Source organism: Vibrio penaeicida (genome assembly GCF_030689305.1).
GTDB classification, from domain to species: domain Bacteria; phylum Pseudomonadota; class Gammaproteobacteria; order Enterobacterales; family Vibrionaceae; genus Vibrio; species Vibrio penaeicida_B.
Window position 1 is genome coordinate 256,065 of sequence record NZ_JAUYVM010000001.1, and the last position, 14,156, is coordinate 270,220.

Annotated in this window: 12 protein-coding genes; 8 read left to right on the top strand and 4 right to left on the bottom strand. The window is 42.3% G+C overall.

The window, feature by feature from the left end; translation table 11 throughout:
• Window positions 1-4: 4 nt before the first annotated feature.
• Window positions 5-664 carry a response regulator transcription factor gene (locus Q8W40_RS01095; RefSeq protein ID WP_305395516.1) on the top strand — a complete coding sequence of 220 codons (660 nt, stop codon included), beginning with the start codon at window positions 5-7 and terminating at the stop codon, window positions 662-664.
• Complete coding sequence (locus Q8W40_RS01100; RefSeq protein ID WP_305395517.1) at window positions 654-2,003, top strand: ATP-binding protein; 1,350 nt, start codon at window positions 654-656, stop codon at window positions 2,001-2,003. Before Q8W40_RS01095 ends, Q8W40_RS01100 begins: the two co-directional genes overlap by 11 nt.
• Here Q8W40_RS01100 and Q8W40_RS01105 read toward each other — a convergent pair.
• Entirely contained in the window at window positions 2,000-2,455 is a 456-nt protein-coding gene (locus Q8W40_RS01105; protein WP_305395518.1) for an Lrp/AsnC family transcriptional regulator, read from the bottom strand. The genes Q8W40_RS01100 and Q8W40_RS01105 overlap by 4 nt on opposite strands.
• Window positions 2,456-2,589: 134 nt before the next feature.
• Between Q8W40_RS01105 and Q8W40_RS01110 the strand changes: the two genes are divergently transcribed.
• The 3 genes from Q8W40_RS01110 (at window position 2,590) to Q8W40_RS01120 (ending at window position 8,183) form a co-directional block, all read left to right on the top strand.
• On the top strand, window positions 2,590-4,401 hold the full coding sequence (locus Q8W40_RS01110) for a trans-sulfuration enzyme family protein (protein WP_305395519.1): 1,812 nt from the start codon (window positions 2,590-2,592) through the stop codon (window positions 4,399-4,401).
• Between the two features lie 342 nt (window positions 4,402-4,743).
• Window positions 4,744-5,994 carry a hypothetical protein gene (locus tag Q8W40_RS01115; RefSeq protein WP_305395520.1) on the top strand — a complete coding sequence of 417 codons (1,251 nt, stop codon included), beginning with the start codon at window positions 4,744-4,746 and terminating at the stop codon, window positions 5,992-5,994.
• The gene (locus tag Q8W40_RS01120; protein ID WP_305395848.1) at window positions 5,964-8,183 is read left to right on the top strand and encodes a M4 family metallopeptidase; all 2,220 of its coding nucleotides are present in this window, start codon (window positions 5,964-5,966) and stop codon (window positions 8,181-8,183) included. Before Q8W40_RS01115 ends, Q8W40_RS01120 begins: the two co-directional genes overlap by 31 nt.
• Before the next feature lie 51 nt (window positions 8,184-8,234).
• On the opposite strand, the gene Q8W40_RS01125 is transcribed toward Q8W40_RS01120, so the two are convergent.
• Both Q8W40_RS01125 and Q8W40_RS01130 read right to left on the bottom strand, forming a co-directional pair.
• Window positions 8,235-9,524: an LssY C-terminal domain-containing protein gene (locus Q8W40_RS01125; RefSeq protein ID WP_305395521.1), complete on the bottom strand. Its 1,290-nt coding sequence runs from the start codon at window positions 9,522-9,524 to the stop codon at window positions 8,235-8,237.
• A 5-nt stretch (window positions 9,525-9,529) separates the two neighbouring features.
• On the bottom strand, window positions 9,530-10,255 hold the full coding sequence (locus tag Q8W40_RS01130) for a glycosyltransferase family 2 protein (RefSeq protein ID WP_305395522.1): 726 nt from the start codon (window positions 10,253-10,255) through the stop codon (window positions 9,530-9,532).
• A 285-nt stretch (window positions 10,256-10,540) separates the two neighbouring features.
• Here Q8W40_RS01130 and rplY point away from each other — a divergent pair, with 285 nt between their 5' ends.
• Window positions 10,541-10,819, top strand: a complete 279-nt coding sequence (gene rplY, locus Q8W40_RS01135; protein ID WP_305395523.1) for a 50S ribosomal protein L25 — start codon at window positions 10,541-10,543, stop codon at window positions 10,817-10,819.
• A 135-nt stretch (window positions 10,820-10,954) separates the two neighbouring features.
• Here rplY and Q8W40_RS01140 read toward each other — a convergent pair whose 3' ends face one another.
• Window positions 10,955-12,430, bottom strand: coding sequence for a chitinase (locus Q8W40_RS01140; RefSeq protein ID WP_305395524.1), 1,476 nt, complete (start codon window positions 12,428-12,430; stop codon window positions 10,955-10,957).
• A 469-nt stretch (window positions 12,431-12,899) separates the two neighbouring features.
• On the opposite strand from Q8W40_RS01140, the gene Q8W40_RS01145 reads away from it, so the two are divergent.
• Both Q8W40_RS01145 and Q8W40_RS01150 read left to right on the top strand, forming a co-directional pair.
• Complete coding sequence (locus Q8W40_RS01145) at window positions 12,900-13,646, top strand: DUF5675 family protein (protein WP_305395525.1); 747 nt, start codon at window positions 12,900-12,902, stop codon at window positions 13,644-13,646.
• Between the two features lies 1 nt (window position 13,647).
• A complete protein-coding gene (locus tag Q8W40_RS01150) occupies window positions 13,648-14,142 on the top strand; it encodes a hypothetical protein (protein WP_305395526.1) in 495 nt (164 codons plus the stop codon).
• Window positions 14,143-14,156 lie beyond the last annotated feature (14 nt).

Genomic DNA, 14,156 nt, shown 5'->3' on the forward strand with positions numbered 1-14,156 from the left:
CAAAATGAAAGTACTCGTAGTAGAAGATGAGCCTCGCTTAGGCGAGCAAATTATTGAAACGCTTGAGCAGGCTGGCTGGGTTCCCGAATTATCAGAAGATGGGATTGATGCCTTGTACAGAGCCACATCCGAAGAGTGGGACATGATCGTATTGGATCTTGGGCTACCCAAGTTGGATGGTCTAACGGTACTTAAAGGTATACGCGATGAGAATATAAATACCCCTGTCATTATTCTTAGTGCTCGCGATACCTTATCTCAACGTGTGGAAGGTTTGAATGCCGGCGCAGATGATTACTTAACTAAACCTTTTGAAATGGTTGAATTGATTGCTCGTATACGCGCCCAACTGCGCCGTGCTTCTGGCAATGCATCGCCTATTATGCAGGTTGGGGATTTAAGCTTAGATACACGCACCTCTAAAGTATTGTGGCAAGGACAAGCCATTAGCCTGACCGCACTCGAATACAAAGTTATAGCCTACTTTATGCATAATGCGGAAAAAGTAATTTCTAGAACAGAACTGGTTGAGCATATATACAAACAAGACTTCGACAGAGACTCCAATACCATCGAAGTTTTTATTGGACGAATTCGCAAAAAGATCGCGCCAAATGTAATAAAAACAGTGCGTGGACTTGGGTATCAACTGAATGCTAATTAAACCCGCTTTTGTACGCCACTTAAGCCTAAGAAACCGCCTTCTTGCTGGGGCAGTTATTTGGTTAGGGTTAATGGTATTCTCAGCTGGTCTTCTTATCCCCAATCTAATCAAAGATTATTTAGAAGAAGATATTCGACAGCAACTCAGCCTTTCTCTGGACGAGCTCACAGCCAATATTGATGTAGATAGTCAAGGTAGAATGGTTATGCCGTTTAGGCTATCTGACCCTCGGTTCAACCGCCCTTATAGTGGCTTGTATTGGATGGCTGTCACTGAAAACCAAGTCATGCGCTCGCGTTCATTATGGGACCAATTAATCACCTTTAAACGCTTCAAAGGTGCAAGTGGGGCGAATGGCGAAAAACTCGTATATATCCAAAGAAACATTTACTTACCCGATTTTTCAGAACCTATAACCATCACTGTAGGGTTAGATGAACAGCCGCTAGAAGATACACTTCACGCTTTAATGGGTCAGATATCTCTGGTGCTTATGTTGCTTTTTGTCGGCATCCTAATTCTAATTGGTCTTCAAGTTTCTTGGTCGCTCCGACCTCTTGGGAAAATGCAGAAAGAGTTACATAAGCTGCGCTCAGGTGAGCAAAACTCCCTGGAAAACAACTACCCTAAAGAGGTTCAGCCTTTAACGTCGGATTTGAATGCCTTGCTTTTCCATTATCAGGAATTATTACAACGAGCTCGAAATCACGCAGGCAATTTGTCTCATGCATTAAAAACACCCATTTCTGTTCTTAAAAACGAAGTATCTCAACTCGATGCTGGTACCAAAGAAAAACTCGAACCCTCCCTAACCAACTTACAGCAGCAAATTGATTACCACTTAGGGCGTGCTCGAATGGCGGGATCAATGCATATTTTGGCTGTTAGTTGCCAACCGAGCGACCAAGTCGATGCAATTTCCACCGCGTTTGACAAGGTATTCGCAGACAGAGAAGTTCTACTTATCAACGAGTTAAGCTCGGACTTAAAAGTTGCAGTTGAAGCGACAGATATGGATGAAATGCTGGGTAACTTACTTGAGAATGGCTACAAATGGGCAAAATCTCAGATCCGCGTCTATTCAGAACCCGTTTCCGACACTCAAGTAGCATTGGTTGTTGAAGATAATGGTCCGGGAATTCCGGATGAAAAGAAAAATCTTGTTATGAAACGAGGAGTTCGCCTCGATGAGGAAACACCAGGTTCAGGATTGGGCTTAAATATCGTTCAAGAAATGGCACACAGTTACAGAGGGCAGCTTATTTTGGAAGACAGCGACTCTGGCGGCACCAAAGCCAAACTGATCATAAACTTATGTACGAATCAGAAAAAGCGTTAGCGAATAGGCAGTGCAAATTGCTTTTTAACCTGTCCAAACGCAAAACTGGACTCTATCGACTCAATATGCGGTAAGCAAGTTAACTCTTTACGGATAAACCTTTCGTAAGTCTGTAAAGAGTGGCTAACCACACGCAAGAGATAATCGTGACTGCCCGTCATTAAAAAACATTCCATCACCTCCTCCATATCTTGCACCATCGCCTCAAACTGGCGAATGTTATCTTCTGTCGGTTTTTCTAACTTAACCAACGCAAAAACATTGATTGGCAACCCACACTTTTCTTGGTCTACGTGAGCATGATAGCCCTTTAACAATCCTTCTTTTTCAAGTGCCCTTACCCTTCTTAAACATGGGGAAGGTGATAACGATACCCTATCTGCCAGTTCTTGATTTGTTAGCCGACCATCTCTTTGCAGTTCATTCAATATCTTTTTATCAATGCTATCCATAAGTTGCTCAATATCATGCTTAATTAAAAACTTCTGCTAATTAGTGATTAATTTAGAGCATATATTGCAATCATTCACCCTGAGCACGCACTTAAAATTAACAATATGTTAACCAAAGCGCGCAAGGATGCTTTATGAACCCTGAAAAACAACTTAGCCCTCTAAGAAACTCCACGTCCGAAGAAAGTACGTTTGCACTTGCCATAGAACAAGCCGAACATTTTGGGATTGATGTCGAAACCGAATACGGACGGACACTCGTAGAACTCGCCACAACCTTGTATAACGCAAACAGCAAAACCCATGACTTATGGGCAATCACCATGGAAGGGTTAACCGATTTAGATAAAAGTGACCGAATTGCATGGTTTAACGCCAAAAGGTTTCTCTCATTTCAGCTGGCGAAAATCCTAGATAATCTTCAAAACCCAATGCGTGCCACTTATCAATCCATCGCAACGAATAACGGCCATTTTGCGGCTAAAGGGGCATACCCAATCTTTGATAATGTTGCCGCCATTTTTTCAGCAAGCCCCGTTATTACTCGAACGGCAACGTACCTATTTGCCTGTACCGAATGGGTCGAAGATGCGTTCAATGGCAGAGAACCATTGCATGAAATTTATTCTCGCCTCCTCAATCCAACCTCGATCAGTTTGGCGAATCACATCGTAGATATCGAAGCCGGAACAAATGCAGATCAATATCTAGCTTGGAATTTTAACTCCGGAATGGCAGCGATTGATGGGCTACTTAGCCATACTCTCGGTCGAGAAGACATCGTTATCGCTTCTCGAAATATATATGGCGGCTCATACCAGTTATTACACGATTGGTACCGAAAATCTTCTAATCTGGATGTCGCTATTGAGTGGGTAGATGGCTATGAAGCTAGCGACTTTTCCAAAGCCATGGATACGGTCGCAGAAAAATACTCAGACAGAATCCAAGCTGGCAAAGAAATTTATATTTATTTAGAAAGTCCATGTAACCCGCATGGCTACGTTCTAGACGTTGCTGGAATTTCTAAAGCCGCTCACCAACGAAACTGGATGGTGATGGTCGATACTACTGTTGGAACCCCTTTTTTACACCCAGTTTTAAAGAAGGACGATCCCCTAGAACGACCGGATTTTGTCATCCATTCATACACAAAAGAGTTAGCAGGCTCAGGAACCACGACAGCTGGTGTGGTCATTGGGCGTAATGAAGAAATGTTCATTCCCAAAGGCGACTCTGTTAGCTATGAAACTGCCAATGGCAAAACTCGCCAACGCAACTGGGATGAAACCCTTTTTTGGAATGTTTACTACGTGAAAGGCGCTTTTCTCGATGCAGATAAAGCATTTGAAGTGTTGAACGGAATGAAGACATTTGAATTGCGAGTGATTCAAAAGTCCGTGAACACACTTGCGCTAGCGCGAGTATTTGATGCTCACCCTGATATTAACGTGTCTTGTCCTGGATTAGAAAGCAGCCCCAACTACCCTATTCTCGAGGAAAATATGCACTTATCGTTGCCCGCCTCCTTGTTTACTATCGATATGGAAGGAGGTGACAGTCGTGAGGCTATAAACCAAGACGTCTATAAGCAATTTTTCGATATGTTAGAACCCGCAATAGGAATGCAAGTCAGCCTTGGGCAGACAAATACGGTGGCGCTCTGCCCCGCCATGACAACGCATTCAGAACTCTCAGAAAAAGCGCAAGAAGACGCTGGCATAGCCCCCACGACAATGAGAATTTCTGTTGGATTAGAAGATCCAAGAATGTTCCTTGCTCATATCGTAAATGCAGCAAAACTGTCGATAGACTTGGCACACCCTCACTTTTCAACCCAATTCCCAAGTGCAGAAAAAATCGATGAGATCTATCTCAGTACGTACATGGAAGTCCACCAGAAATTTGCAATGAGTACGCCTAGTTTCAATCAGTACTCTGAATAGGGATTGCCCTAGCTTAAATCAAGCCAATAAGTACTATAAAACACTTAAGTACTTATTGGTTTTAGTTCCAATATCCGATATTTGCATGCTTAGATCACGAGTCGTCAATGAACTCTTTGCTTTGATAAATGCAATACCATTAAATGGGCTACTTATAAAAATGAATTCGAAAACTTTACAACAAAAACAACAAGTTATTCGACAAACAAAGATCCATACACATATATTTAATGTAAATTGCATTTAGAAACACATTATTCGTGCTCTGCCCGTCAGGAAGACAAACTTTATATTGGCTAGTTAAAACTGCATTTTCAAAATGCAGGAAAAGGATATTTCACTGTGTTTAAGTATGCTGGGCAAACCTCGCCTACAAAAAAGTTAAATTTGCGCCCTAATAAAATTGTTATCGCACTTTGCGCTTCAATTTTGTCCGCTTCCTACTTCCCTAACGCAATCGCTGCAAGTTCTGTTTCTCTGAGCTTGCATCATTTACAGAAACAGAATGCTTTATCAAGTACTCAAGGGATCCAACATACGCTCAATGTCACGTCGAGCAGTAACACTGTTTTATCTGCACTCAAAAAACTTTACGCACTTTCGGATAATGAAGAGTTCCAACTATTAAAAAGTGTGCGTTCATCTTCCGGACAGCTTCATCAAAGGTACGTTCAAACGATTAACGGTGTGCCTGTATATGGCAAACAGGTATCAATCCATATTGATGGGCAAGGTGTCTACTGGTTAGGTGGGCAAGTATTAGTCGGAGCTGATCAAGATGTTCAATCAGGCGCACTTCTTCGTACTCTGACAGATTTAGAAGCAAAGAACTTAGCAAAAGCGTATTTTGATGCCCATTTTGCGAAAGGAAAGTTATGGACTTTTGAGCGCGAGAATAGCCTCGCCACCGTTGCATTAAAAGAACAACAAGCATTCGAGGTTAAACACGTTACGTTCATCGCGACACCTTATGGTCACGTAGCAAACCCTATTCGTTTCAACGCGTTTGTAAATAAGCAAGGAAAGGTTATCGAAGCGTGGAATTCCATGACACATGCTCAAGCAAGTGGCCCTGGTGGGAATCTAAAAACGGGGCGATACGATTACGGGACAGAATACAACCACCTAGAAGTGACTCAAAATGGAACTGAGTGCTTACTAGAAAACGATCGGGTTAGAACTCTTAACATGAACCACTCCAAATATGGAGGCTCGGTTCATTCTTTTACTTGCTCAACAAACAATGATAAAGAAATTAATGGCGCGTATTCACCATTAAACGATGCTCACTATTTTGGTGGGGTTGTATTTGACCTATATAACGATTGGTTCCAACTTTCTCCATTAAGCCAAAAACTCGAGATGCGAGTACATTACGGCAACAGCTACGAAAACGCGTTCTGGGATGGTCAAAGAATGACCTTTGGTGATGGTGCCAGTCGCTTTACCCATTGGTCAGCCTTGATGTCGTCGCACATGAAGTCTCCCACGGTTTTACCGAGCAAAACAGCGGTCTTATCTACTCAAACCAATCTGGAGGCATCAACGAATCGTTTTCAGATGTGGCTGGCGAAGCGGCAGAGTACTTTATGACTGGCAGCAATGATTGGCTGGTCGGAGAAACGATATTCAAAGCGACGGGGCAGGTACTTCGATATTTAGAAGATCCTACCAGAGATAGCAAATCCATAGGTCATGCCGATAACTATCATAGCGGTATGAATGTTCACTACAGCAGCGGGGTATTCAACCGCGCTTTTTACTTACTCGCAAACTCGACTGGATGGAATATTCAAAAAGCATTCACTGCCTATGTGGATGCAAATCGGTTTTATTGGACCCCCAGTACCACATATGTCGAAGGCGCATGTGGAGTAATTTTGGCAGCCAGAGACAAAGGGTATGACTGGCAAAAAGCCTTTGAATCATTTCAACAGGTAGGTGTCATTTGCGACGATATACCAATTGATACAGATGGCGATGGCATGCCTAACACATGGGAAATCACTTATGGGTTGGATGAAACGAGTGCAAATGATGCTGAACTGGATGGTGATAGTGATGCCTTAACAAACTTGCAAGAGTTTATATACAAAACGAACCCTCTCGTTTCAGACACTGACGATGACGGTATCAATGATGGCGAAGAGGTGAGAATTGGAACAAAACCAACCGATGTAGATTCTGACTCCGATGGTTTACCTGACGGTTGGGAAAAAAATATCGGTCTGGATCCATTAGACTCTGCCGATGCAATTTTAGATTTAGATTCCGATGGCTTTACAAATAGCCAAGAATATCAAATGGGTACTAGAGCGAACGATGCCTACTCTTACCCACCTTTACTATCAACCCTCCATGAATCTTTTGAAAATGGTTCTCCAGTTGGTTGGAGCACACCAACCGAGGCAACCAAAGGCTGGATTATTTCAAATTCCAACAACACTCATGGAGTGGCAAGTTTTGTCTCTGATGACATTGAAGATAACCAATCATCACAGGTTACATTTTCGAATGTATTTGCTGCAGGCATATTATCTTTTGACTTTACAGTCGAATCTGAAGAAAGCTACGACTACTTTGAAATGTACTTAAACGATAACTTGGTGATTAAGAAATCGGGTTATCACTCAGAGAGTGTAACTGTTGACGTTCAGGAAGGACTCAATACTCTTCACTTCAAATTCTCTAAAGATTACTCCCTGTCTTCTGGGTTTGATTCTGCATGGATTGATAACGTTAAATTTGTTGCGACCGACTCAGACTCTGATGGGATGAGTGATTCATGGGAAAACAAATATGGTTATAACCCGCAAAACGCAGGCGATGCTAGCTTAGATAGTGACAATGATAACTTAACCAACTTAGAAGAACACAATGTTGGTACAAATCCGAATTTATCGGATAGCGATAATGACGGTCTTTCGGATTATATAGAACTCAATGATTCCCATAGTAATCCAACAATTCATGACACCGATAACGACGACATTCCAGATGGTTGGGAATATGAAAATGGTTTAAATCCAAATGATCCATCCGATCGAGATTCTGATTCCGATTCTGACACGCTATCAAACTATGATGAATACGTTCACCAAACAAACCCACAAAATTCCGACAGCGATAGTGATTTACTCAGTGACAGTGAAGAGATTAATGTTGTTGGTTCGGACCCAACGAATTCTGATTCTGACTCTGACCTTCTTCCAGATGGCTGGGAAGTAAAACACAATCTGAACCCTCTATTAGGATCTGATGCGACGTCAGATAAAGATAATGACGATCTGACTGCCCTTCAAGAATATGAGTATAAGACGAACCCCAATTCATCAGACTCTGACAGCGATGGTATTAGTGACAGCTGGGAAGCTGAGCATAATCTAAACCCTCTTTTAGAATCCGATGCAACGTCAGATGAAGACAATGATGGATTGAATGCATTGCAGGAATTTGGGATAAAATCCAACCCTAACAAATCAGATTCTGACGGTGATGGCATGCCGGACAAATGGGAACACGATAATAATCTCGATCCAACTGATGCTGCTGATGCTGCTGGGGATGCTGACGGAGACTCTCTAACAAATTTGGGCGAATACATCGCGAAAACCAATCCAATGGATCCTGACACTGACAACGACGGAATGCCAGACGGAAGTGATTCAGCTCCAACCCAAAAACACATTGAAGCAAGTGGTTCCAGTGGTGGTTCCACCTCGATGCTCGCTTTGTTTGGATTATTCTTACTTGTGTTAACACGTCGAAAAAATAAAATCTAGTTAGCCGAAAGCCCTTGAATATACTCAAGGGCTTTTTTATTCCACTGCAGATTAGTCTGTATTAGATAGCAGAGTATGTGCAGCTGACGGATTTAAAGCTTTCGGCTGTATAACTGAAACAAACCCGTCGGAGTAATAATCTTGTGATTCATTAATTACGCTAGGAGACGTCACTTTTAAGGGGACCGATTCCCAAAGCGTCGTTTTCAGTTCGACTTCCCCTGCAAAGCGATCGCGCTCTTTATCAACGTTTGGGTCGATTTTGTGAAGTACCGTTACAATACCGTTGTAATGAGAAATCTTAAGACCAGAATCATAGCTTATTGCCCCTAGCCATATTGGCTGGTTTATTTCTTGATTAATCCCAGCATTCCACCAGCGCACATGGCTTCGGTTCAATAAGTCACCTGGCAGTTGGTACGCCAGCCATTGCGGTTCACCTTTCCAATACAAATCAGATATAGGAGGAACCCTTTTATCCAACATCATTAAATATTCTTTTACTCTAAACTGATTTCGGCTAAATGTTCGGTTCTCTATCCACCCCATCTTGTCCATCAAGGTATCGGGGGACTCACCGATAAATATTAGGTTTATTGCCTGTGCGTCATATACATCTGCTTTTCCCGGGTAAACATTGAAATCTGCCCGTTCAAGGCTGTGATGATTTGATGCCGTGGGTTTACTTGCAGGGTAACTTTGAATAAAAAAGTGATAATAATTCAAACTCAATAACCCTAATACACCAAAAACCAAGATCCTAGCCGTGGCCTTTTTAGCCCCTACTTTTCGAATCCAATAGAAGCTGAATGCAAAAACAACAGACAATAGAGAAATGAGTGCGATGTGCTCTTTTACAAAAACTTGAATTTGAGTGAGTAGATCAAAAGAATCTAGCCCATAAGAAATCAAATAACCCCAGAATATAAATTGCCCCACTCCTATGAAAATGCCGATGGAATCATAAAGCGTAAAACGGCGCCAACTTACTCTGCTTCCTCCAGCAATAAAAGGGACGACCCAAGCAACAGGACCAAGTAAGCGAGCGAAAGTAATCACCCAAGCCCCTCTCCGATACATCAGAAGCCGAGCTCGTGCAAAAACCCTACGTAAACTTGGTTTCACGCGAATAAGCTTACGTTGAATAGCATAACCGTAGTTCCGTCCAATAAAATAACTGCATTGATCACCAACCAATGCCCCTAAAAGCACAGCCACTACTCCTGCAGCACTTCCCTGCTGAAGTAAGTAGCCAGCGCTTAGTAGGAATGGCTCCCCCATTACAATTAAATTCGGACCTATTACTCCATCCAATAATGCACCAAGGAATAACGTAAGCATTTCCATTAGCGAGTGTAATGCCCGAATTTATACTCCATTTCTTGGTTTCGCATCTCACCAAAGAAAAATCGCCTAACATTCGCTTTCAGATACAACCATCCTGTTGCAGCAAAACCGTCTTGATCTAAACGTCGAGGGTCGAATTCAAATGTCATAGGCAGGAAGCGAAAGCGCCATGTTTGGCTCGCACGTTTCACATAGTCACAGTCTTCGCATAAGGTGATCTCCTCATCGAAGCCTTTCAGATCGCCGTGGGCGCGCTTGGTGGAGAAGATGCAAGCTCCGACCGCGGTTGGAAAGAAAAACTGTGTGGAAAATAATCCAGCATTAAATAATGCGTATCCTGCTTTGTGTGCCATAGGTAAACCTTTGGAGCCCATGTAGACACCTGCGACTTCAAGCTTGGTCTCTTCCAGCTTCTCCATCGCATTTTGCAGGAATGAAGGTCTCAGGCGAACATCGGCATCTAAAAACAACAAGCGATTGTGAGTTGCCAGTGATGCTCCGGTATTTCGTCCCAAGCTAACGCCACGCTCCCCCATATTGTGGGTCTTCAAAGCCGGTAAAGAGTCTTTGAATGTCTCGGCGATTTCCAAAGTCGCGTCGTCACTGTTTGAGTCAACGACCACCACTTCAAAATTGCGATAAGTTTGTGCACTTAAATCTTTAAGTAAGTTTGAAATTCGTTTTTCTTCATTCAATGTAATGACAATAACGCTGATTGGTTTCATAAGATTTACCTCTGTCTTTTAGATTGCAGAGTGAAATTAACAAGGCTGTCATTAACTATTTGTGATATTAAAGTTCACATTCGGTTCATTGTTCTGTAAACGTGAATTCAATGATTCTATGAAGTGCTTTGTTTATGAATGAATTATCTTGCTCAAGAATGGGGAGAATGTTAGTATCCGCGCTCGCTGTTCGTTGTCATTGTTTTGACAATTGAGCAAAGCATCATCAACTAGGTCGCTATGTTGATGGTGAAATTTTAATTTTACTATTTGAGAGTAAATAATATGAAATTCGAAGCAGTAGTACGTACTGAACAAGGTAAGGGTGCGAGCCGCCGCCTACGTCACGCTGGTCAATTCCCAGCAATCGTTTACGGTGGTGAAGCAGCGCCTGTTTCTATCGCTATAAACCACGACGAGCTAATCAACCAAATGGATAAGCCTGAATTCTACGAAGCAATCACTCTAGTGATTGACGGTGCAGAAGTTAAGGTTAAGCCGCAAGACGTTCAACGTCACGCGTTCAAGCCAAAAGTTGAGCACATGGACTTCATCCGCATCTAATTCCTCACCAAGGAATTAGCCGGATAAATCCAGCCTTTTGCATATAAAGATTCTCGGATTTACCACCCGAAAAATCTAAAAAATTAAAAACCCCAGCTGCTACCAACAGCTGGGGTTTTGCTTTTTCTGACGTTCTTACTTAACCGGGCAAGTCACTTCTTCCCAGAACCAGTTGTTCTGAGTAGGAGTTTCCCAAACGCCGGGATCATTTTTAGCGACAAAACATTTACCGTTATGCGTCACTTTCGCTCCAACGCCCACATCTGTTTTCCCTGCTTCCCAAACGATAAATCCATTTGGATCTGGGTTTGGACCTGGACCAGGTCCTGGAGTTGGAACAGGATCTAACTTAGCCACTACACGCACTTCTGGCCAGCGTTGATGTGACAAATAGAAATTAGTCACACATTTCTCATAGTCACCAGGTACAAGTGCAGAATATGCAGTTTGGTAACCAACCAATTTACACTCGTATGAGACACCTTCTGGGCGATCGGCATGATATGAAAAATCTGCTTCCCAGTTTGTGTAAAGCACGTCTGTCGCACCATTCAGGTTCAAACTTCCATAAGGGGTTTGCTGCCAGCATGTATTTGACTCATCTGCTTCAATTGGGATGTTGTAGTGCGCTGCTAGCCCTTCCCAGTATCGGATTCGGTTAACTGGCTGACCTTTGTTTTTGTTCTGCTCACCACACTCAATACCGCCATTGATGATATTGATGGTGGTACCAAACCCGTAGCCAATTCCAGCATCGATTTCACGCTGAGAAGGCTTCCAAGTACGGTCAATAACGTGCAACATGGCAGGTTTTGGAGCTTGAGGTGTTAGGTAGAACCAAATTGCCGATGCAAGGTTAAGCCACGTATCTGCAACAAGCGCTGGATTGTTCAGCAATACCGTTGCGTCGCCATCGTACATTACCTCGGAAAATGGTCCGTAATTGAAGTGGTACGAAAGCTGTTTAGCACCACGACCAAAATACCCTTGGTTTGGCGCACAAGGCCATCGGCGGTTTTGCCAATCGTTTTGACCACACCCTGTTGTATACCCCGGCTGACCTTCAGACCATCCCATCTCACGAACATGCACTAACGCTTGTTGCCACTCTTCCAACGCTAATGGGTTATCCCAAACGTTATCTTTTGCGATGTGACCACCGGTTTCTTGTGCGAAGTGGGCAAAAGCCGTCACGATGGATTTTTTACAAATTGCATCGGCATCGCGACCATCAGTATAGTCGCCACAGAAGGCAGGGAATTTACCGATAGCTCTTAAGAATTTGGTATACGTATACTCTGGTGCAGCCATTTGAGTGAGAAAGTCCCACTCACTACGAGGAAAGACCCTTTCCACTCGCTTAACGTTATCTGGGTTTGTTGCTACCCCTGCATCAATCGCTTCTACGATTGAATTCGGACGTGTCTCCAACGCCTTAGCCCATATGGCATACATAGGATCGGCTGTCTTTGCCGCTTCAGCAGCTTGCAGATCAACTTTAGACACGATGTACCCTGTCGGGTTTTGTGGATCGGGTTGTACGTTCATAGCAAAGGCACTACTCGCCATAGTGCAGCCAATCAACGTCGATATCAGCGTTCTCTTCAACATTTTCGTCAATTCCTTGTTCTTGTATTTTCAGATGCTTCAAAGTTCAACATCCATTTATAAAGTCACCCAAAACCACTCCAACCCGTGGTGATGAAATGAAAATGAAAAGAAATCTAAGACAACCTGCTTAATAGCAGATAAAGCTGCTCAAAGAATTCTAACCGCAAAAACTATAGTTAATGCAACTAGTATTACTGTGCGAAGTAGAACAATTTTCTACAGGTAAATGTGATTTATAGAATATTTGCGAGTGATCGCTAAGAATCCCTATTGCTAGATTATTTGATTGCTCTTTTTTTGGGTCAAACATCATTATTTTCAGGTGGAAAAGTCCACACTCAAAAAAGCTGACAAAAAAGTCGATTGCATTTTTGCATTTACCTAGGCGAGTCATATCTAATCTAAATTTGAACCTAGACAACACACTGCTGGTAACATATTAATTTAATTACAATTTAAGAGAGAAGTTATGGCTTCATTCCAAATATTAAAACCAGTAGGGAAGGGTATTCCAGAGAAACAACAAAGTTACAGGGATATAATATTAGTTCAACGCTCGCTAAATAAACTGAACCACCTTCTGCCGAGGATTCCACTACTAAAAGAAGATGGATCTGTCGGTAGAAATCCTGACAAATCTAAAACTGTCGCTGCGATTATCTCCTTTCAGAAGAATGTGGTTAAACTGATACGCCCTGATGGCCGAATTGATGTAAATGGGAAAACTGCAAAAACTATTGGTAATTCTTTACTAAAATCGCCTGTAAAACTGCAAACTGGGTTCTGTAAATCAACTCTAGTTATTAAGGTCACTAGAATTAAGCAATCTACTGACACAACCTTGAGCCGATTTAAAATTGAGGGTCAAGCATCAAACATGTACTTTTTGGAACCTGGAGGACCAGACTCAAATGTAGCTGGCTCAGACAAAAGGATAACGGCAGGCAGGTATAAGCTCAAAAAATATTCGTCCGCCAAGTATCCAAAAGCGTACGAATTAGTGAATGTGCCTGGGCGAACTAAAATACTTATACATGGCGGAAACTATCACGACGATACTCTTGGTTGTCTACTACCCGGAAAATCTTATACAAAGCTAAATGATGGAAACTACATGACAACAAGCAGCAAATCGTCGAGGGATGAGTTGTTTTCTGAAATAGAGAAATATGAATCGGCTTATATTGAAATATCAAATTCAAACTTGGAAAAATGAAATGAAAACAACCATATTGTTCGTAATTTTAGTACTGGCAACTTCGAGTCAGGCTCTTGCTGAAAGCTTTGAAGAGAAAAAAGAGCGATGGATGTCCAAAGGCAATACCAATATTGAACATTATTTATCTAAAAATGACGAATCAGTCAGTATACCAATTATTTATACATTGACATCAATATGGGTTAAGAGGGACGGTGCAACATCATCCGAAGTTTCGCCACTTCTAGCCGAAGCAATCATCCATGAGCCTAAGCTCACATTTCTCTCTCTCAAAGAACACGGTGAGAGTTACAAACGTTGGCTTGAAGAACTACAAGGTGCCTTATTTACCGACTACCAAGGTACACAAAGAGAGGTATTACAATCTCTTCATACTGAGTTATTAAATAGTCTTCAAGAATACATTACTAATGAGAACGACATGGCACTAAAAAGCTTAGCGATCGAACTTCAAAATAGAGTAAAGCAAATTCAAGTAAGAGTTGTGGACTAAGTTTATCTAAAAGC